Raw genomic sequence first — 20,876 nt, 5'->3', positions numbered from 1 at the left:
ATGAGATATATTGCCCGCATAGCCACACTGCTGCTCGCACTCTCTACGGTTATGCCTCAGCTACAGGCACAGACCTCGACCAATGCGAACGAGCCCGAGCCACACAGACTGCTGCGCTATGCCCCACCTTACCCCTTCGACAACGACGGCGGCTATCAGCTCCTCAGAGCCATGACACGCCCTACAGATGTCTCGGGCAAGCTCCGCAGGCGAGAGGATCCCCTCGTGATGTATGCCCCATGGTCGTACCTCTTGGCTGGGCGAAACTTTGCCTTCGGTCGCTGGGATCTAGGCATCGATGGACTGGTCTTCATGTTCCCTCACTACAACAAAACTGATGGTCTGTGGCTCGGCTACGAAGTCCAGCTCACCTACCAGCTGGCCGCCCGAAACAAACTCATCTTACGCTCCTCGCAAAACTATGCCCTCAGGAGCAAGCATTGGTATTCCGAGAACCACCTCCTGCTACACTACGCCCCCGAGCTCAACGCCCTCGCTGTCCTCTCGGCAGGGCATACCTCACGCTCGAGCATTCACCTCACACCCGAGGAGCTATATCGAGGTCATTACCCTGAGATCATTGGGGGGGAGACTAGACCTGAGTGGCGCAAATACTTTATTTCTCTGCGCCACCGTATCAACCCAACAAGCCGCCTCGGGCTCAACATGCTGGCCAGCTACGAAGATCGTAAGCCTCAGATCGAGTTCAGACACCTGCTCAACCGTCATCGAGCTCTTACACTCGAGGCAGCTACCTCTATCGTCCTCATCCCCCTAGGAAGCATCGACTACATAGAGCCACAGCCCCATCGCTCGACTCCTATTCGGGCCCAGGGGTACAATCCACTTGAGCTGGGGCTAAGATTCCGCTCAGCCATCGATCTAGGGGCACACTACAGCAAATATCAGCTTGCAGAGGCTAGCCTCTCAGGAGCTATCGCCATCGACCCCGAGCTACGCCTAGACTATCGGATCAATGTCGGTAAGTACCTCAACAGAGATCGAATGAGCAGACTAGACGAACGCTTCCTGCCACAAGACCCCATTGTCGGCAGACTGCCCCTAAGCTACCAATGGGCAGCCTTGCCCGAAGAGTGGACTGCAGGTGAGGCCTGGCTCATGGCTCAAGCCAATCTATACACCTATGGGCTGCTGCTCTCACCCCTCAAACAAGTCTCCCTCGGCCTCGACGAGGCCTTACACCTAAGAGCATACAAAGGTCTAGATAATAGAGCCTATGCCGAGATTGGCTACTCAATCGGCTGGGGCAATGTGTCTCGGCTTGGGATCTTCTACGGCTACGATACAGCCTTGGACGACTCTCGCTTTGCCATCAAGCTCAACCTACCCATCTCCCTGCTCCTTAGTGTATGGAGCGAGCGAGACTAAGCTCTCATGCCCCTAGCTCTCATCCTCCCCAGCCAACAAACAACTCCCCCGTCAGCGAACTCTAAGGTTCACTGACGGGGGTATTCAGATGGATCTGAGGCGAGGGCTCGACCCCACCTCTAGGTGTTCGTCTACTGGAAGTTGATCGTGATGCGAGAGCCGCCTCCAGCACGGGGAGGCTTGCTCTCTGCCTCTGTGGGCTTAGCTGCGGGGGCAGCCTCTCCTCCTCGAGTCCTCTCGACAGCCTTGTAGCGTTGCCGATCAGCCCTAAGTAGCTCTACGGGGTGCAGGTCTCGGTGTAGAGCGGGGGTATCCTCCAGGATCGAGAGGATGCTCTCATCATCAAGCTCGTCAAGGTTCAACAGCAAGGGTTTCGAGATCTTCTTGACGAAGATGTCCTTGCCGTAGAAGGTCTCGAAGAGCTTCTGCTCCTCCTCTTGGCTCTGCAATCGCTCGGGGTCTGCTATGGGATCTTCCTGTACACGGCCGAAGCCTCGTATGCTCTGCTCCGTTACCTCGTAGTCGAAGCCCGAGGCAAGCAGCGTTACAGCGACTGTATCCTCCTCGAGGTCGTCTCGCTCTCGATAGCCCCAGATGTTCTCAAACTCAGGCGTAAGCGTACTGGTAAAGTTCGAGACCTCTTTCAGTTCCTCAGTAGTCAGGGGATTAGCCGAGGAGGAATAGATACTTAGGAGCACCCTCTTGGCCTTGGTTACGTTGTTGTTATTGAGCAGGGGCGAGTTGAGCGCATCTTGGATGGCTTTATCGAGGCGATTGCTTCCCCGACCATAGCCCGTACTGATGATCGCTACCCCACCGGCCTTGAGCGTAGTCTCTACATCGTTGAAGTCCAGGTTGATCTCCCCACGAATATTAATGATCTCGGAGATGCCCCGAGCAGCATTGCTCAGGGTCTCGTCAGCCTTGGCGAAGGCGTTCTTGACCGTGAAGTCAGGGTAGATGTCAATGAGCCGCTCGTTGTTGACAACGAGCAGAGCATCGACGTTTTTGCGTAGCTCCTGCACCCCACGCAGAGCTTGTAAGATCTTGTTCTTCCCCTCAAACTCAAAGGGAATGGTAACGATACCGATGGTCAAGATCCCCAGCTCCATGGCTATCTTGCTGATTAGAGGTGCAGCTCCAGTGCCTGTACCTCCACCCATCCCAGCAGTAATGAAGACCATCTGAGTGTCGTCTGAGCTCAGGTGCTGACGGATCTCATCCGCACTCTCGGCAGCGGCAGCAGCGGCCCTCTCGGGCTTATTGCCAGCCCCGAGACCTTTGGTTACGCTCTTCTCTCCGAGCACGATCTTGTTGGCGACTTGACTATGCTCGAGAGCTTGTCTGTCGGTATTGCAGAGTAGGAAGGATACCCCAGGGACGGTGCCCTGCGTAGCCATCTTATTGACGGCATTGCCTCCGCCTCCACCGACGCCCACGACCTTGATAATCTGTTTCATTTGGCTCTGTGTATAGTTGAAGTCTATGTTTCCTCTCTCTTCGGTCATCATAGGTTAGTCCTCATCATTAGCATTGAATTTCTGAAAGAATATACTGGCCTTACGCACCCAAGCGGGACGCTTAGGCCTCCTAGGCTGGGGCTTAGTGCCCTCCTCGACCTCCTTCTCATTCCCCTCGTCGAAGTTGTAGCCCTCATCCTCATCACTCTCTACAACTGAGGTGGGCGCAGAGGAGGGCTTAGGCTCTGGCTGCACGCTCTCGAAGAGATCCTCGAGACTAACAGGCTCGTAGATTAGCGAGTCTTCGGTAGCGAAGTGTACGAGGGAGAGCTCGGCCGAGTACTCTCGCAGTAGGGAGGGATTGACCGACTCATCGACGAAGTCTGCTCGGATATGCCCAAAGCGCATGGGCACCTCCATCGAGGCAAGGGCCTCGGTCAGGTGGTCGATACGAGAGCCGCCGCCCGAGAGGACGAGCCCCGAGGCGACACGGTCTTCATTGCCCGAGATCTCGATGACGTGGAAGACGTTGCCGAGGATCTCATTCATGCGGGCAGCAACGAGGCGATTGATGTCTATCTGCTTGAGAATGCGCTCGCCCGTAGAGGAAGTCCCGACGACACGCTCCTCCTTGTCCACGCCCTCGAGGCGCATAGATCCTCGGCTGAGCTTGAGGCGTTCGGCATCGCTCTCGATGAGTTTGAGGCTCATGAGGTCTCGAGTAACGTTGCCTCCACCCATCGGCAGGACGTAGAGGGCAGAGAGGAGGCGATTGTGGAAGATAGCCAGTGAGGTAGTCCCCGCACCGATATTGACGAAGGCACTGCCCAGGATAGCCTCTTCGTTGGTCAGGGTCAGCATGGCCTCGGTCAGGGGTGTGGGGACGATGCCCGAGATGCCCAGCGAGAGGGACTCGTCGAAGACCTGACGGACGTTGCTGACAATGGACTTGCGCACCGTGATCAGCTGGTAGGTAGCCTCGAGGCGGCGGCAGCGCACCCCTCGGGGGTTCGCCTCTCTCTTGCCGTCGAGGATGTAGCTAGGGGCAGAGAGGTGTAATACCTCTAGCGAGGGGAACTGTACAGCAAAGGCCTGCCTGCGCAGCTCGTCGAGGTGCTCCTGGGTGATGATCTGCTCCTGAGCTCCGAAGTCTATCTGTGTGGTATAGGGTTGCGAGGCCATAGAGCGGCAATCGAGACCGACGTAGACGGAGTTGATGCGGCCCTGCTCGGGGAGGGAGCTGCTGAGTACCTCGATGATGCTGTCGATGATACAGGCGGCGTTGTCTATGTTGTGTACACAGCCCTGGCGAATACATCCAGAGCTAGGCATGCGATGCTGGGCAAGGGGATAGATGCGCCCATTGGGGTGCTTGCGGGCAAGCATCCCAGAGATGTAAGCCGTCCCTAGATTGATGACGGCGTATAGAGGCTCGTTTGGAGTTACGCTCATAACTAGTATGGTCTTTGGTTTGTATGCTGCTTGTGCTTAGATATTGGCCTCGGGGCTCTTCTCGGGGGTGAAGCGGCTCTTGGCCACGACCTGCCCCTCGAACTGTAGCTTGAGATACTCGAAGGCATTGCGTCCTCTGCGTCCAGAGACCTCACGTTCGAAGGCTCGGAGCTTGTCGAGCATCCCCTGCCACTGGGTGCTGTGCCCCAGGAGTATCTTAGGGCCGAGGGCTCTAGGGACGAGAGTGATCGCCCCATCCCGGTCTACATAGCACTGGCCGAAGTAGTCTCGATAGTCTGGATCTTGCCTGAGACACTCCTCGAGGTCGTAGATGCGTCCGAGGGCATCGGCGAGCTTGACCCGTCCAGAGACAACAGGCACATAGATCGTATAATTGGGTTGAGCGGGGATGAAGCCCCTCTCTCTCGTAACGTAATAGGGGTGCTCGCCATCGGGCAAGACGAGGTAGAGGGCCTCCTTCTGCTCTAAATCCACATGCAGGAACTGCGTCGAGGTGCTGAGGTATACCTCGGCAGTGCTGAAGATCGGGTTCTCCTTGAGCTTCTGCTCGATCTGATAGACATCGATCTGCTCGAGGGGCGTGCCCTCGGTCTTGATCTGCATCCGCTCGATCTCTCGCAGCACATCGGCCTCACTCATGAAGGCTGCTGTGCCCTCGGGGATATGGAGCGAAACCTCTACGCCTCGACAGGGTTGCGCCCCATGAGGTAGGGCTGGGCGTTGCCAAGCGGTGTAGCCAATATAACCCAGTAAGAGTAGTCCTATTAAGATGAGGATAATACGCTTGATCATAATCTCTGTCGAATAAGCTCGGCCGCAGGGGCAACCAAGCGGTCAATATCCCCTGCCCCGACCATGAGCATGACCTCGGGCAGCTGCTCGAGGCTCTGCAGATAGGGCAAGAAGGCCTCCTTCGTCATCAGCTGCACGGGGCAATGCTTCATCTCCCGAGCGATCATTGCCGAGCTCACGCCCTCGATGGGGAGCTCTCGGGCGGGGTAAATGTCCAGTAGGATCAGTTCGTCGAGGCCATCCAAGCTGTGGGCGAACTCTTGGTAGAAGTCCTTTGTACGGCTATAGAGGTGGGGTTGGAAGACCCCCACCAGTCGTCTCTCGGGGTAAAGAGCCCGTACAGAGGCGATCGAGGCCTCGAGCTCTACGGGGTGATGGGCATAGTCGTCAATCAGGACGCAGTGTGCACTATCAACCACTCGGTCGAAGCGTCGATGCACCCCTCTCCATGAGCAGACGCCCTCGGCCAGCTCATCGAGCCTTGCCCCCGAGAGGTAAGCCAGGGCCATCGCAGCCGTAGCATTGCCTACATTGACCCGTAGGGGTACACCCAACTCAACACGCATCACACCCTCGGGTGCATCCCCCACGGCGGGGTAATGCCAGTCGAAGTAGAGCTTCGCCTCCCGCACCTCGATGTTTGAGGCATAGAAGTCTGCCCTCTGCTCCACATCGTAGGTATAGAGGCGTGCCCCAGCCGCCAGGCGAGGGCTCACGGGGATGCCCTGGCGCATCACCAGCACACCACTGGGAGAGATCAGGCTGGTGAAGTGCTCGAAGCTCTCTCGGTAGGCCTCAGCCGTGCCGTAGATGTCGAGGTGATCGGGGTCTGCCGAGGTGATGATCGCCATCTCGGGGCTAAGGCGGTGAAAGGATCGGTCAAATTCGTCCGCCTCGATCACCACCCAGGGGCTATGCTCCGAAAGCAAGAGGTTGGTCTCATAATTGTTCGAGATGCCCCCGAGGAAGGCACTACAGCCTACATGGCTCTGGTGCAGCAGGTGCGCCAGGAGGGTCGAGGTCGAGGTCTTGCCATGCGTCCCAGCCACACAGAGAGCTCGGGCCATACGGGTGATCTCACCCAAGATCTCGCTACGCTTGAGCACCCGTGCCCCTAGCTCGTGGTAGTAACGGAGCTGTCGATGACTCTCGGGGACAGCAGGCGTGTAGACGACCATGGTCTTAGCCGAGCGGTAACTCGCTGGGATGGCCTCTATCTCATCACTATAGCACACGGGCATCCCCTCCTGCTCGAGCGCACGAGTCAGGGGACTGGGGGTGAGGTCGTAACCAGCTACGGAAAACCCCTTAGCCTTGAAGTACCTAGCGATGGCACTCATACCGATGCCACCGATACCGATGAAGTAGACTTGATCCATGAGAGACTTGAAATGAATGTATTGTGGCAAAGATAGCCTTTTCACTCCAAATATCCTAGCCTCTTTAGCAAGTCTAGAGAGCCTCTACCTGTACCCCAATCCCCCCTCTATCAAGGCCCTATCGAGACCTCAACTGAGGGGCTAGACGAGACCTCTCTCGAGACATAAATAGGAGCTCTATCGAGCTCCTATTTATGCCTCACTTGCGATCCTACTTAGACCTCGATGGCGATCCTATCTAGACTTCTAGAGGGGAATACATAGGGCCTCGAAAGAGAGCCAATAAACAGCTATAATACAGACATATAAAAAATTCCCATACAAAGGGAGCAAGCCTGACCTATCGAGCCTTCCGATTGGACGAGGTCATCCGCCCCACATGGGGGAGAGACATCGGCCCATACGGAGGAGGAGATAAAATTCACCCTCGAGGGGACAACGAACTCGAGCCTTCAATTGTTGAGTAATTATGGTGTGCTGTGCACCGAACTAAAGCACACACCACAAGCAGAATATCAACGCCAATATCAACATCAAAACAGGATGGATAAGCATTCCAAGAATAGAATTATCGTTGCGGGCATAGGCCCTGGCAGCGAGGCTGACATCACGCCCGCCGTCATGAAAGCGATCGTCGAGAGCGACGTCGTAGTGGGTTACAAGTATTACTTCCAGTTCATCACCCCCTACCTGCGCCCCGAGACCGTATGTATCGACAGCGGCATGAAAAAGGAGCGTCAGAGAGCCGAGGAAGCCTTCCGCTACGCTCTCGAGGGCAAGACCGTCTGCGTGATCAGCTCGGGCGATGCTGGGATCTACGGCATGGCCCCCCTGATCTATGAGATGAAGCGAGAGCAGGGGGTCGAGGACATCGAGATCGAGGTGCTGCCAGGCATTAGCGCATTTCAGAAAGCGGCGAGCGTCTTGGGTTGTCCCATCGGGCACGATCTATGCATCATCTCATTGAGCGACTTGATGACCCCATGGATGCTGATCGAGCGTCGCATACGAGCTGCAGCCGAGGCCGACTTCATCACCGCCATCTACAATCCCAAGAGTGTCGGTCGCTACTGGCAGCTCTATCGCCTCCTAGAGATCTTCGCCGAGCACCGCTCGCCCGATACACCAGTGGGCTATGTGCGCCAGGCAGGTCGAGAGGAGCAGCAGGTTGTCCTAACGACCCTCGAAGCCTTCGACCCCGAGGAGATCGACATGTTTACCGTCATCATCATCGGCAATACACAGTCCTACATCTACGAGGATCACTTCATTACCCCTCGGGGCTACTACCGAGAGGGACGCTTCGACAAGGAGGTCAATATCGGCCAAGGGATCATGATCGAGAGCTTCCGCACCATCCACTCAGAGCTTAGCAATCCCGAGCGTCCACTCGACCACAAGTGGGCAATGCTCCATGCGATCCATACGACCGCAGACTTTGAGATGGAGGAGCTGCTCTACAGCGATCCTGGTGCGATCGAACGCCTCCATCAAGCCATCGTCCGAAGGGAGATCGACACCATCATCACCGACGTTACGATGGTCGCCTCGGGCATCCGCAAGGGCGCACTCGAGCGTCTCGGTCTGAATGTCAAGTGCTACCTCAATGATCCTCGCACCAGTGAGATGGCCAGCCGATTAGGGATCACCCGTTCACAGGCAGGCATTCGCTTGGCTGTGGAAGAGCATCCGAATGCCCTCTTCGCCTTCGGCAATGCCCCTACGGCAGTGATCGAGCTGTGCGAGCTCATGCGCAAGGGCAAGGCCAAGCCTGGTGGGATGGTCGTAGCCCCCGTGGGCTTCGTTAATGTGAGAGAATCTAAGTATATGTGCATGCCCTTCAAGGATATCCCCAAGGTGATCATCCGAGGACGTAAGGGAGGGAGCAACCTCGCCGCAACGCTGGTGAACTCCATCCTCACCCTCGACGATGCCGCACAGCTAAGACCAGGACGAGATGTGTAGACCCTCGGAGCAAGATGACCTGCGCTTCGTCGTCGTCGGCATGAGCGACGAAGACAACCCCCTCTTCACAGAAGAAGTCCTCAGTTTGATCTCGACCCACAAGGCCTTCTCTGGGGGCAAACGACATCGGGAGCTTGTCTCTCACCTCCTACCCGAGAGGGCGGAGTGGATCGATGTTACCGTCCCTCTAAGCCAAGTCTACGAACGCTACCGAGAGCTGAACCAACCCATCCTCGTCTTTGCCTCGGGCGATCCACTCTTCTTCGGCTATACGACGACGCTGATGCGGGAGTTTCCAGGGCGAGTGAGACGTACCTTCCCCTCCTTCAACTCGCTTCAGCTCCTCTCACATGCCCTCACCCTGCCCTACCACGATATGCGTGTGGTCTCGCTGACAGGTCGCCCATGGCAGGAGCTAGACCGAGCCCTGATCGAGCGAGCCCCCAAGATCGGCATCTTGACTGACCGCAAGAATACCCCCGAGGCCATAGCTGCTCGCCTCATAGACTACGGCTACACGGGCTATCGGATGCATATCGGGGTCAAGCTCGGCGGAGCACGTCAGCAGCTCTACACCCTGTCGCTTCAGGAGGCTCGGGCGCAGAGCTTCGACGTCCCCAACTGCGTGATCATCGAGTGCCTCAACCCCACCGAGGCCTATGCCCCTGTGTTGGGGCTCAGCGAGCTGGACTTCATGCCTCTGAACGGACGAGTTAATATGATTACTAAGATGCCAATCCGACTGCTTAGCCTCAGCCTCCTAGAGCTACACCGCAAGCGTAGCTTGTGGGATATCGGCTTCTGCACAGGGTCGGTATCCATCGAGGCGAGACTACAGTTCCCCCACCTCAGCATTACCTCGTTCGAGATCAGAGCAGAGGGAGAGGAACTCATGCGTACAAATAGCCGTCGTTTCGGAGCCCCAGGTATCGAGTACCATATCGGCGACTTCTTGAGCTTCGATCTCTCGCAGTTCGCTCCTCCAGAGGCTGCCTTCATCGGGGGGCATGGTGGCAAGATGGGCCTCTTCATCGATCGGCTCATCCCTCTGATGGAGGGTAGCGACCCCTGTATCGTCTTCAATTCGGTCTCCGAGGATACGCTTGCGCTCTTCCGAGAGGCTATCGACCGCCATGGCTGGCGCATCGCTCGAGAAATGAAGATACAGGTCGATGAACATAACCCTATCGTCTGCCTACAGGCCAAACCTTAACCCCCGCCTACGAGGCTGTCCACAAAGCAATCGCCCCGCTGTGCATCGATGCACAGCGGGGCGATTGCCTTCTCGAGAGAGGGGGCGAGGGGGCTAAGCCTTCACCTTGGGCACTCGAATCGTCTTCTCAATGCCGAGACCTGCGACTTCGCCTATCGCCTGTAGTTCTACCGTGATGAGAAGATCTGTGTCATCCCACCGAACATTCTTTACTATGAACTGGGGGGACTCAAAGCTAGCATCCAAGTTGTAGTATTCGCCTCCTGCCTTGAGGACATCAAAGATCCCACGACCCTGAGCAGAGACTTCTTCCCAAGACAGAGTCTGCACACCACTATCCCCTCTATCGATGGAGAGGTCGGCAAGCTTGATCCATTGCTTCACCGTGCTCTCAACCGATTTCGAGAACAACTGTGGATTACGAGAATATCTCTTGAACCTATCCTTCATATTGGTCATAAGCTCGTGGGTACTGGCAATCTGTAGCTCGCTCTTGAGCGCTGAGAGGGTCTTGAAGCCTTCGATCTCGTAGAGGATCGTAGCCAAAGGCTTGTCAGTGCCAATGTGCTCCACAGAGAGGTGGCAAGTGATGCTATTGCTTGACTCATTAACAGAGACGCCGAGGCTTGACTTGAGAATGATACGGTAGCGATCCGTGTCATAGTTCAACAGGCTGTTGTAGAAAACCGACAGATACTCGGCCGACCCTCTGAGGTAACGCTTGCCTGTCTTGGCAAGGTTCGTTGAGATCTTATTCCTATAGAAAGCCTTGTGATCGAAGGGAAGAGAAGTCTCGATCTGACTGCGTACTCCCTTGTAAACTGTACGGAAGGTAATACGACCACTCGTAAAGTCCGACCCTGTAAACTTAACATCCTGTATCGTTACATGCTTCAGATCCTCTTCGGTGAAAGTATAGGTAGATCCGTCAAAGCCAACAACCTCGATGGAGATAAGATCCTTGAAGGCTTGGATATTGAGTTCTTCGGCTTTGTTATCAACATAGAGAGCCTCGAAGTTAAAGTCCTTGAGGTATTTGGCCTCAGAGACAGACCACTTAGCTATCGAACGCAAACCCATATCGACATCCTGAGGACGAGGTGTCTGCTTAGGAGCCTCAGGTTGCTTTGGTTTCTTGGGCTGAGGCGTATCGGGCTTCTTAGGCTCCTCAGGCTTCTGCGGAGTCTTGGGGTCTTCGGGTTTCTTCTCCTCACCAGGCTTTTTGGTCTGTGGCTGTTCAGGAGTGGGCTTAGGGGGGTGGGGGGTAGGGATGGGATCATTCTTGCCACAGCTACTGAAGAGAACGGCCAGGGCTAACCCCATTGTAAATAATTGCTTCATATACATTGTCATCATTGATAAGAAGAGGTTTAATTACCTCCTTTTTCGGATACAAAGTTATTAAATAATTTTAATATAAACTAGTTCTTGAGCATTTTTTCACAATCACCACCCCCTCAACGGACGGTAGAATGCGCATGGATCAAGCAGTTTGCTTAGACGGCATGGACGTTTTTATTAACTTTGCCAGCACTTTGCATTCAAGTCGAAACAATACAAATAACATATATTTTTAGATGGCTAAAGAACTGAAGGAACTAACCTCTCGCAGCGTAGATTACTCTCAGTGGTATCAGGACTTGGTAATCAAGGCCGATCTGGCAGAGAGCTCGGCTGTACGAGGTTGTATGGTAATTAAGCCCTATGGCTATGCTATATGGGAGAAGATGCAGCGAGTGCTGGACGATATGTTCAAGGAGACAGGGCATGTGAATGCTTACTTCCCGCTTTTCATTCCCAAGAGCTTCCTCAGCCGTGAGGCTGACCATGTGGAGGGCTTCGCCAAGGAGTGTGCCGTAGTAACTCATTATCGCCTCAAGACTAACCCCGAGGGAGGTGTCGTCGTCGATCCAGAGGCACGCCTAGAGGAGGAGCTGATCGTCCGCCCTACTTCCGAGACGATCATTTGGAATACATATAAAAACTGGATACAGTCCTATCGAGACCTACCGATCCTCTGCAATCAGTGGGCGAATGTAGTACGCTGGGAGATGCGCACACGCCTCTTCTTGCGCACGGCAGAGTTTCTTTGGCAGGAGGGGCACACAGCTCACGCTACCCGAGAGGAAGCCGAGCAAGAGGCTGTACGTATGCTACACGTTTACGAACGCTTTGCCAAAGAGTTCATGGCTGTACCCGTCGTTACTGGGGTCAAGAGTGCGAACGAACGCTTCGCTGGAGCAGTAGACACCTACACGATCGAAGCCTTGATGCAGGATGGCAAGGCCCTACAGAGTGGTACTTCACACTTCCTGGGACAGAACTTTGCCAAAGCGTTCGACGTAACTTTCGCTACCAAGGAAGGTGCACAGGAGTATGTATGGGCCACATCCTGGGGTGTCTCTACACGCCTCATGGGTGCGCTCATCATGTCTCACTCAGACGATAACGGGCTCGTACTGCCTCCCAAGCTAGCCCCCTACCAGGTGGTCATCGTCCCCATCTACAAGGGCGAGGAGCAGCTAGCCAGGGTGTCTGAGCGAGTAGCTAACATCGTAACCGCATTGAAGGCACGGGGCATCAGTGTCAAGTATGATGATTCGGACAACAAGAAGCCAGGATGGAAGTTCGCCGAATACGAACTCAAGGGCGTACCCGTACGCCTGGCCCTCGGAGCAAGGGATCTCGAGCAGGGAACGATCGAGGTTGCTCGCCGAGACACGCTCACCAAGGAGACTGTCAGCCTCGAGGGGATCGATGCCTATGTAGCCGATCTACTGGAGGAGATCCAGAGCAATATCTATCGCAAGGCCCTCGAATATCGTGAGAGCCATACGATCATGGTAGATAGCTATGAAGAGTTTAAGGAGAAGATCGAGCTTGGGGGCTTCATCTTGGCACACTGGGACGGGACGAGCGAGACCGAGGAGCGCATCAAGGCCGAGACCAAGGCCACGATCCGCTGCATCCCTCTCGAGGGGGACAAGACCCCTGGGCAGTGCATGGTAACGGGCAAGCCCAGTGCTCAGCGCGTGATCTTCGCCCGAGCTTACTAGACCTAGAGACTAGACCGCTAGGCATCGAGAGAGAGAGAGGCTGCGCCGGAGGGTTGAGCGTATCGACCCTCGGGCGCAGCCTCTTGTATCTCCGAGGAAGGCTGGAGGGGAAAGGCCTCGCCTACCCCACCATGGGAACGGAGAGGACGGAGGGATGAGGGCCTAGCCTCGAGAGACAAAAGATTTGGCAAGTATTTGTCAATTTCGAAAGATATATTACCTTTGCACTCGAAAGAGAGCGAGAGCACTTGCACTCCTGTTCACATGGTGGTTGTAGCTCAGTTGGTTAGAGCGTCGGATTGTGGTTCCGAAGGTCGTGGGTTCGAGCCCCATCATCCACCCAGCCTTAGTAAGGGAAGTTTCTACTAGAGACTTCCCTTACTGCTTTTTGTATCCGAAGCATCTCCCTCTAACCGATCGGCGCAGGTCTACTAGGGCTTCGAGTGCGCTCCATGTGAGTGCTACGTTGAGCATCCACTTATACCTCTATTGCGATCCTACTTAGACCTCGATCGAGGCATAAGTAGGACTTCACTCGAGCTCCTATCTATGTCTCATCCTCGATCCTATCTAAACCTCTAAAGAGAGGCAAGCATCCTCGCATGAGCATGTATATATCAAGCAATTATAAGGTCTCTCTAGAGACATTGATCAATACCTCCCTACCCCTCCAGATCGACGGGACTACGGACAAGCCCTCAAAAAAGACACCAACAAACTATATATCTGAATATTATGCGGCATCAAGGGGTGCATCCTCGAGCAGTACATTATTCTTGTTATCTTTGCAAAGTAAATCGTAGAGACAGAACGAAAAGGTTTATAATTTAATAGCAATCAAAAGAAATAGAGCCTATGGGAAGAGTGCTTATCATCGGTGCTGGTGGCGTAGGGACTGTAGTGGCCAAGAAGGTCGCTCAGAATAGTGATATCTTCACTGACATCATGCTTGCTAGCCGCACCAAAAGCAAGTGCGACAAGATCGCGTCCGAAATCAAAAACGTAAAGATCCAAACAGCTGCCGTCGATGCAGATAATGTACCCGAACTCGTAGCTTTGATGCGAGAGTTTCGCCCCGAGCTGGTGATCAACGTTGCCCTCCCTTATCAGGACTTGCACATTATGGACGCCTGCTTAGAGGCAGGAGTCAATTATCTCGATACTGCCAACTACGAACCCCTTGACGAGGCTAAGTTCGAGTACAGCTGGCAGTGGGCCTATCAGGAGCGTTTCAAAGAAGCTGGACTAACGGCTATCCTAGGCTGCGGCTTCGACCCTGGAGTAACGGGAGTCTTCACTGCCTACGCAGCCAAGCACCACTTCGACGAGATTCACTACCTCGACATCGTAGACTGCAACGGCGGAGACCATCACAAGGCCTTCGCCACAAACTTCAACCCCGAGATCAACATCAGAGAGATCACGCAGAAGGGAAAGTATTGGCAGGATGGCGCATGGATCGAGACCGAACCTCAGGAGATCCACCTCCCACTCACCTACCCTAATATCGGGCAGCGTGAGTCCTACCTCCTCTACCACGAAGAGCTCGAGTCTTTGGTGAAAAACTTCCCCACGATCAAGCGAGCACGATTTTGGATGACCTTCGGGCAAGAGTATCTGACCCACCTGCGCGTGATGCAGAATATTGGGATGACACGCATCGACCCCATCATGTACAACGGCGTCGAGATCGTCCCCATCCAGTTCCTCAAAGCCGTACTGCCCAACCCAGGCGACCTCGGCGAGAATTACACTGGAGAGACGTCGATCGGCTGCCGCATCCGAGGCATCAAGGACGGCACGGAGCGTACCTACTACGTTTGGAATAACTGTAGCCACCAGGCTGCATACCAGGAGACTGGCGCCCAGGGAGTCAGCTACACAACGGGTGTACCTGCCACAATTGGTGCCATCATGTTCATGAAGGGCCTTTGGCGCAAGCCTGGGGTGTACAACGTCGAGGAGTTCGATCCCGATCCATTCATGCAGCAGCTCATGACACAGGGCTTGCCCTGGCAGGAGCAGTTCGACCTCGACCTCGAGCTTTGACAATCCTATCGACTAAGACAGAGACTACCCTCTCGGGGTGGTCTCTGTTGTATTATACCGAATATCACTTATCCACACGCGACGTATGAACGTATTACTTATCGTCGATCCTCAGATCGACTTCATATCCGGTTCACTAGCCGTACCCAAAGCAGAGGAAGCCATGCAGTTCCTCGCAGATTGGATCAAGGGTCATGCCTCTGACTATGAGGCCATCGTCCTAACCATGGATCAGCACCCAGCTAACCACTGCAGCTTCGCCCACGAGGGAGGGCCATGGCCACCTCACTGCGTCCGCTATAGTGTCGGTGCAGCGATCCACCCTGCGGTCTTCGAGGCTGTAGAGGCCCAGCGCAGGGAGGGGCGGCCTGTCCTAATGATCGAGAAGGCGACGACGCAGGAGCGAGACAGCTACAGTGCCTTCGAGAAGGTTATTCCCTCGATACTGCTCGAGGCTGAACATATCTATGTCGCAGGCATTGCTGGAGACTATTGTGTAGCTGCCAGTGTCGAAGACCTTAGGCGAGAGATCCCGGCCGAGCGGATCGAGCTGCTCGAGGAGGCTATCGCCTACATCCAGCGTCCCGAGAGATAATACTCGTCAAAAAGTTTGGAGCTTTGGGCCGAAGTCCTTATCTTTGCTTCAGACAAAAGGCTTCTATAAGCCACGAGATCGATAGGGAAACTCATCGTTTATATCTCAATTCCGAGTTCAGCCGACCTCCTAATGGCGGGCCACACTCCCTCGGGAGAGCTTAGCTCAGTGGATTACAAAGGGAGTTAGGCACTCAAATCTTGTTTCTCGGAGTTTTCACTTTATCTACTCGTGGCTTTATATAACGAAGGAGCTCTCCTGCCTCGGGCAGGAGAGCTCCTTTCGCATTTGCTTCGACTCGATCGAGACCCTCGCTCTAGAAGTGATCCGTGATACTACGATAGGCATCCTCATAGTAGCGATAGAAGTGCTTCCACGCTGCCCGAGAGGCTAAGTCCTGGGCTAAGCGGCGCATCTTCGCAGTCTCGGGCAGCTCTCCAGAGACTAGACGTTCGAGCTGCGAGACAATAGCCTCGATGGCCTCGTCCCGATTGTGGTCAGTACGACGGATGAGGCACACGGGTAGCCTCTCTCGCTCAAAAGCTGAGTCGCCCTCGAGCTCCTCCTCTGCCCACAGGCCAAAGCCCGCAAAGCCCGTTGTGATCGTAGGTACTCCAAAGGCAATGCTCTCCAGTGGAGTATAACCCCAAGGCTCATAGTAGCTCGGATAGACGGTCATATCCATCCCGATGAGCAGGTCATAGTAGCTCATATTCATAATCCCATCGTGCCCATCGAGGTAGCAGGGGACGAAGACGAAGTGCACAGCCTCGTCTGCCCTCGCCCGATCGAGACCTAGGTGTCTCAGATGGCTCTGCGTAGCATCGCTCTCGAGGTTGTGCAGCCAATGCGTCAGCGTAGGGTGCTGCATTGGCTCGTGGGTGAGCTCCTTAGGATGTTTGAGAAGGTAGGCTAGATCGGCCCGAGGCTCAGCCACCCAAGCGGGGACGAGGAGGAAGGCCACAACGCTGCGCCCCTCTCGATGCCGCTCCCTCAGACGAGCAATGGACTCGACGAAGAGGTCAATGCCTTTGTTGCGGTACTCATATCGTCCACCTAGCGAGACAAAGAGGGCATCCTCCTCGATCTCTCTACCCGTCAAAGCACGGGCAACCTCTGCGAGACGCTTGCGAGCTCTCTTGCGTGCCGCACCGAAGGCCCGCCCTTGGGGGACGAAGTCTGCCTCGAAGCCATTCGGCAGCACGATCGGGGTGCGCTCGATGAGCTGGCTACACTCGCGAGCCGTTAGCTTGCTCACGGTGGCAAAGACTGAGGCCTCGTGAGCGGCCCTCTTCTCTACGGCGTGCTTCGCCTCGACATTGAGTTCTGCCGCCATTTGATCGCCGTTATAATGCGGCATATACTCATAGAGCTCCTTGCCGTTGCCTGCGATAGAGCGGCCGACCGTCGTCGCATGGGTAATGAACATCGAAGCCAACTGGGGGGCATAGATGCGGTTATAGAGCAAGCCCATGGCTGTCTGCCACTCATTGAAGATCAAGATCGAGCGATCTCCGTCTCGATGTGTGAAGGCTTCGATGCTACCCATCGTACGGGCAGCCGCTACGGCGAAGAGGCAACACTCATCGTAGTCTCCATAGCCTTTGTCTCCCTGAAGACCATACTGACTCCACATCTCGAAGTATAGAGCATCACGTTCCTGCCACAGGGGAGAGAAGTCCACGAGCACTACGGCTGGCTCTCCAGGGATACGCCAGCGTCCGACCACAGTGCGCAGGGGGAAGTCCCTCTGCCCTCGTTCGACCCAGGGAAGCAGCTGCTCGGGGACACAGGGTTCGAAGTCCAGCGGATAGGGCTCGCCCTCAGCAGCGAGGAGCGGACCAACGAAGACTACCTCTCCTGCATGACGCTCCATCATCACTCGAGCGCGAGAGCTCAGGACGGTATAGATACCGCCCATCTTATTACATACTTCCCAGCTTGTTTCTAGTATCATGTTGTTGGGTTAGGATAATATTACCACCTCTATAATCTTTAAGGTGGGAGAATAAGAGGCGCAGAAGGCTCAGGCTCGGGGAAGCTCTCCCGAAGCCCGAGCTCTCTGCACTAGAAGGAATTATTGGGGGCTTGGGCCCATCTCGATCTCGAGCGTGCCCGAAGGCTTGAGATCTTCGTGGGAGAAGGTCAAGTCTCGGCTGATGTCTCGCCCATTGATGCGTGCCGAGCGAACGTACTTATTCGTTCGGCTGTTGCCCTTGACTAGTATGCGGAACGTCCCACCCTTGACTTTAATCTCGGCCTCGTCGATGATGGGGCGGCCGATCGAGTACTCGGCCAGTCCAGGACAAACCTGATAGAAGCCGAGCGAACTGAGGATGTACCAGGCCGACATCTGTCCGCAGTCTTCGTTGCCTATGATGCCATCGGGCACAGGCTTGTAGAAGGTATAGAGGATCGAGTCCAATAGAGCTTGCCCTTTGTGTGGCGAGGAGGTGTGGTTGTAGAGGTATGCGATATGGTGGCTGGGTTCGTTGCCGTGCGCATACTGTCCGATGAGGCCCGTGATGTCGCCTGACTGCTCCTGGCCATCGATGCGTGAGGAGGTAGTGAAGAGGGTATCGAGGTTAGCCTCGAGCACCTCTCGCCCCCCCATGAGCTGGATGAAGCCAGGCATATCGTGCGGAGCGTAGAAGCTCCATTGATAAGCATTCCCCTCGGTATAGTCGCTCTTCATATGGGCAGAGTAACGAGGGTTGAAGGGTGTACGAAAGCTGCCGTCTGCCATGACTGGACGCATGAGGCGATACTCAGGATCCCAGTAGCGACGATAGTAGAGACCGCGCTGATCATAGGCTTTAGCCACCGAATCGAGGCCTGCTGCCTCAGCAATGCGGGCGACACACCAGTCATCGTAGGCCATCTCTACACCCCAGGAGACGCTCTCGGGGATCGAGTCGGCCGGCACGAAGCCCAAGGTCTCCTTGTAGTGAGGGTGTCGGGTGATGAGGTCTAGCTCCCTCGTGCCGGCAAATCGCTCTGCGAGGTCGGCTCGGTAAACGGAGCTCCTGAGGCAGGCCTCTGTCCAGAGCTTGAGATCCTCGTCCGAAGCCAATCCCTTGGCCACGAGGTCTGCCAAGACGCTCACCGAGTGATAGGCTGGCATGCAACCCGTATAGTTCGCCGCCAAAGGCCAGCGAGGCAGGATGCTGCCCTCTTGGTAATCGGACACGAGGCTGCGTCCGTAGCGCAGAGCCTTGTCGGGGTCAATGATCGTGAGCAGGGGATGCAGGGCACGATAGGTATCCCAGAGGGAGAAGACCGTGTAGTGGCCATCGGCTGGGTTGGCGTTGGTGTGCACCTGCTTGTCCATCCCCCTGAACTGTCCGTCCACATCCTGATAGTTGTAGGGAGCGATGTGGGCATGGTACATCGCTGTGTAGAAGTTGTGCAGGACATCCTGATCCGAGGTGCGGATGCGGATGCGCTCGAGGACCTCACGCCACTGCGCTCGGCTCTGCTCGTGCACGGCGTCGAAGTCCCAGTCGGGCAATTCGGCCTGGAGGTTCTTCTCCGCTTGCTCGGGGCTAACGTGCGAGAGGCCAACCTTCGTAAGGCATAGGTCTTCGCCTTCAGGTAGATGAATGTAGAGACGGATCACCTCGTCATCGGCCAGATGTAGGGGAAATCGCTCTACTCGCTGACGTACGCCCCCACACTCGAGGACGATCGAGTCGGCGGCACGATCTAGATGCAGGGCATAGCTCATGCGGTGCTGATCGGCCCACCCCTTGGTATGGTAAGTGCCTCGGATGACCGAGGGGCTGATGATATCGACTTCGTTACCCGTTACCTTGTGCCCCCAGTTGGGTTGTAAGATGTGGGAGAGATCGAGCAGGAGCTTACGATCCGAGGGGTTGTCGTAGCGGGTGCGCATCAGACCGACACGCTCGGTAGAGGTGAGTTCGGTCTGGATGCCGAAGTTCTCCAGCCTCACGGCATAGTAGCCAGGGGAGGCCACCTCCTGAGCCTTGTCGAAGGAGGCAATCGGCTTCTGCTCATAAGCCCCAGAGAAGGGCAAGAGGGCTACATCCCCCAGGTCGCCAATGCCTGTACCACTAAGGTGTGTGAGGCTAAAAGCATGGATCACGCTATCGCTCTCGTGGTAACCACTGCTGGCCTCCCAACCCAGGAGGTGGGTGTCGGGGCTGAACTGTACCATTGCTCCAGGACGTGTAGCCCCTGGGAAGGTATGCCCGTGGCCTCCCGTCCCGATGAAGGGATCGACGAAGGCGAGCAGATCCTCGGCCCTCTGGCCACGATCGCTAGGGCTGCAAGCCACGAGCCCTAGGGCAAGGATGCTGCCCAGCAGCAGGCCCTTGTTTGTAGTCATCTTGCTCATTAGTCTTTGTTTAGATTATCCATGAGGGGGGAAGCCCCCTAAGTTTTCGCTGGGCAAAGATATACAAAACTGGCTTATCTACTTCTTTATCATGGTCTTTGAGTGCAGGAAGGCTCTGAGCGACAGTCCTCTTCTCTCCTTGACCGAGATCTCGATAGAGCCTCAATCGAAGTATAAGTGGAACCTCCACCGAGGTCTAAGATAGGATCGCAATCGAGGTCTAAGTAGGATCGCAATAGAGACTCAAATAGGATCGCTATCGAGACCCAAGTAGGAGCTCGATCGAGTGTCGTGTACTGAAAAAAGTTGACAGTGTCCTCGAAGGCATCATTCTCTGCGCTTATACCTCATAATGAGGAGACAGGAGGGGAAAATACCTACTAAGGAGTATTTTCTAGGGCTAGGTACAGGCCTACTTTTGCAATGTCGAAACCAACAAACATTATTCATAAACAAACCAAATTTATTAAACACTGTTATGAACAAGTTTTCGAAGGTGCTCTGCGCCGCCCTCTTGGCAGGTCTGACTCTAATGACCACCTCCTGCGACAAAAACAACAAAAACAACCCCGACCCCCAGCCGAAGAAACCTACTGAGATCAAGAAGGCCGAGTATATCGATGCTACGGCGTACGACAAGTGGACTTACTTCTCTTTTGCCACAGGTAAGGTCGTAGAGGTCGCCAAGCCAGAGACAAGCACAGAGTGGGACGTAGCCTTCAATCGTGCTAATATCCGCGTCAATGCCGCCCTCGGCTATCCTGGCAAGGCAGGGGTAGTAATGACGGGGAGCACGGACTTCAATGCTGAGATCAAGACAGCAGGTTTGGAGTTCAAGACCAACGTCGAGGCTATGCTCAAGGTCGAGAGCGGTATGGGGCTGCCTGAAGGGCAGGCTCCTAAGATGGAGAAGCAGAAGTTCGTCTATGTGGGTAAGCCTAATACTTATCAACTCTTTGACATAGATATGAAGAAAATGATGGAGGGTGCTGCTGCCATGTATCCAGTTAGGAAGAACATCTTTGTCTTCAGAGCAGCTGATGGTAAGACCTACTACAAACTTCGCATGACAGGCTCTACCAACGCCAAGGGTAAGCGTGGAGCAACCCTCTCCTTCCAATACCAAGAACTCTAAGAACTACAAG

General features: G+C 55.1%; 14 protein-coding genes and 1 tRNA gene. 8 read left to right on the top strand and 7 right to left on the bottom strand.

Going from position 1 to position 20,876, the window contains the following annotated elements:
• Complete coding sequence (locus HQ37_RS06600) at positions 1-1,389, top strand: DUF5686 family protein (protein ID WP_036881651.1); 1,389 nt, start codon at positions 1-3, stop codon at positions 1,387-1,389.
• A 131-nt stretch (positions 1,390-1,520) separates the two neighbouring features.
• Here the strand turns inward: HQ37_RS06600 and ftsZ are convergent, their stop codons facing one another.
• The 4 genes from ftsZ to murC are packed head-to-tail and all read right to left on the bottom strand — an operon-like array spanning position 1,521 to position 6,493.
• Complete coding sequence (gene ftsZ, locus HQ37_RS06595; protein ID WP_235264647.1) at positions 1,521-2,900, bottom strand: cell division protein FtsZ; 1,380 nt, start codon at positions 2,898-2,900, stop codon at positions 1,521-1,523.
• Between the two features lie 3 nt (positions 2,901-2,903).
• Entirely contained in the window at positions 2,904-4,301 is a 1,398-nt protein-coding gene (locus tag HQ37_RS06590; RefSeq protein ID WP_036881649.1) for a cell division protein FtsA, read from the bottom strand.
• Positions 4,302-4,337: 36 nt separating this feature from the next.
• Entirely contained in the window at positions 4,338-5,114 is a 777-nt protein-coding gene (locus HQ37_RS06585; protein ID WP_036881648.1) for a hypothetical protein, read from the bottom strand.
• A complete protein-coding gene (gene murC, locus HQ37_RS06580; protein ID WP_036881647.1) occupies positions 5,111-6,493 on the bottom strand; it encodes a UDP-N-acetylmuramate--L-alanine ligase in 1,383 nt (460 codons plus the stop codon). The genes HQ37_RS06585 and murC overlap by 4 nt, the downstream gene beginning before the upstream one ends.
• A gap of 543 nt (positions 6,494-7,036) precedes the next feature.
• Between murC and cobJ the strand changes: the two genes are divergently transcribed.
• Entirely contained in the window at positions 7,037-8,458 is a 1,422-nt protein-coding gene (cobJ, locus tag HQ37_RS06575; RefSeq protein ID WP_036881646.1) for a precorrin-3B C(17)-methyltransferase, read from the top strand.
• Positions 8,451-9,671, top strand: coding sequence for a precorrin-6y C5,15-methyltransferase (decarboxylating) subunit CbiE (cbiE, locus tag HQ37_RS06570; RefSeq protein ID WP_036881645.1), 1,221 nt, complete (start codon positions 8,451-8,453; stop codon positions 9,669-9,671). The genes cobJ and cbiE overlap by 8 nt, the downstream gene beginning before the upstream one ends.
• A gap of 93 nt (positions 9,672-9,764) precedes the next feature.
• Here cbiE and HQ37_RS06565 read toward each other — a convergent pair whose 3' ends face one another.
• The gene (locus tag HQ37_RS06565; protein ID WP_152566811.1) at positions 9,765-11,012 is read right to left on the bottom strand and encodes a hypothetical protein; all 1,248 of its coding nucleotides are present in this window, start codon (positions 11,010-11,012) and stop codon (positions 9,765-9,767) included.
• Between the two features lie 236 nt (positions 11,013-11,248).
• Between HQ37_RS06565 and proS the strand changes: the two genes are divergently transcribed.
• The 4 genes from proS to HQ37_RS06545 all read left to right on the top strand — a co-directional run bounded on the left by proS (position 11,249) and on the right by HQ37_RS06545 (position 15,371).
• A complete protein-coding gene (proS, locus tag HQ37_RS06560; protein ID WP_036881643.1) occupies positions 11,249-12,727 on the top strand; it encodes a proline--tRNA ligase in 1,479 nt (492 codons plus the stop codon).
• Positions 12,728-12,994: 267 nt separating this feature from the next.
• Positions 12,995-13,068, top strand: a tRNA-His gene (locus HQ37_RS06555).
• A 514-nt stretch (positions 13,069-13,582) separates the two neighbouring features.
• Positions 13,583-14,776 carry a saccharopine dehydrogenase family protein gene (locus HQ37_RS06550; RefSeq protein WP_036881641.1) on the top strand — a complete coding sequence of 398 codons (1,194 nt, stop codon included), beginning with the start codon at positions 13,583-13,585 and terminating at the stop codon, positions 14,774-14,776.
• Between the two features lie 85 nt (positions 14,777-14,861).
• Complete coding sequence (locus HQ37_RS06545; RefSeq protein WP_036881639.1) at positions 14,862-15,371, top strand: isochorismatase family protein; 510 nt, start codon at positions 14,862-14,864, stop codon at positions 15,369-15,371.
• A 316-nt stretch (positions 15,372-15,687) separates the two neighbouring features.
• Here HQ37_RS06545 and HQ37_RS06540 read toward each other — a convergent pair whose 3' ends face one another.
• Together HQ37_RS06540 and HQ37_RS06535 are read right to left on the bottom strand one after the other, a co-directional pair.
• Positions 15,688-17,328 carry a glycogen/starch synthase gene (locus HQ37_RS06540; protein ID WP_036881637.1) on the bottom strand — a complete coding sequence of 547 codons (1,641 nt, stop codon included), beginning with the start codon at positions 17,326-17,328 and terminating at the stop codon, positions 15,688-15,690.
• A 120-nt stretch (positions 17,329-17,448) separates the two neighbouring features.
• Complete coding sequence (locus HQ37_RS06535; RefSeq protein ID WP_036881742.1) at positions 17,449-19,722, bottom strand: GH92 family glycosyl hydrolase; 2,274 nt, start codon at positions 19,720-19,722, stop codon at positions 17,449-17,451.
• Positions 19,723-20,209: 487 nt separating this feature from the next.
• Between HQ37_RS06535 and HQ37_RS06530 the strand changes: the two genes are divergently transcribed.
• On the top strand, positions 20,210-20,866 hold the full coding sequence (locus HQ37_RS06530; RefSeq protein WP_036881635.1) for an HmuY family protein: 657 nt from the start codon (positions 20,210-20,212) through the stop codon (positions 20,864-20,866).
• Positions 20,867-20,876 lie beyond the last annotated feature (10 nt).

The organism is Porphyromonas sp. COT-239 OH1446 (assembly GCF_000768875.1).
In the GTDB taxonomy this organism is placed as follows: domain Bacteria; phylum Bacteroidota; class Bacteroidia; order Bacteroidales; family Porphyromonadaceae; genus Porphyromonas.
This window is presented reverse-complemented; position numbering and strand designations above follow the sequence as displayed.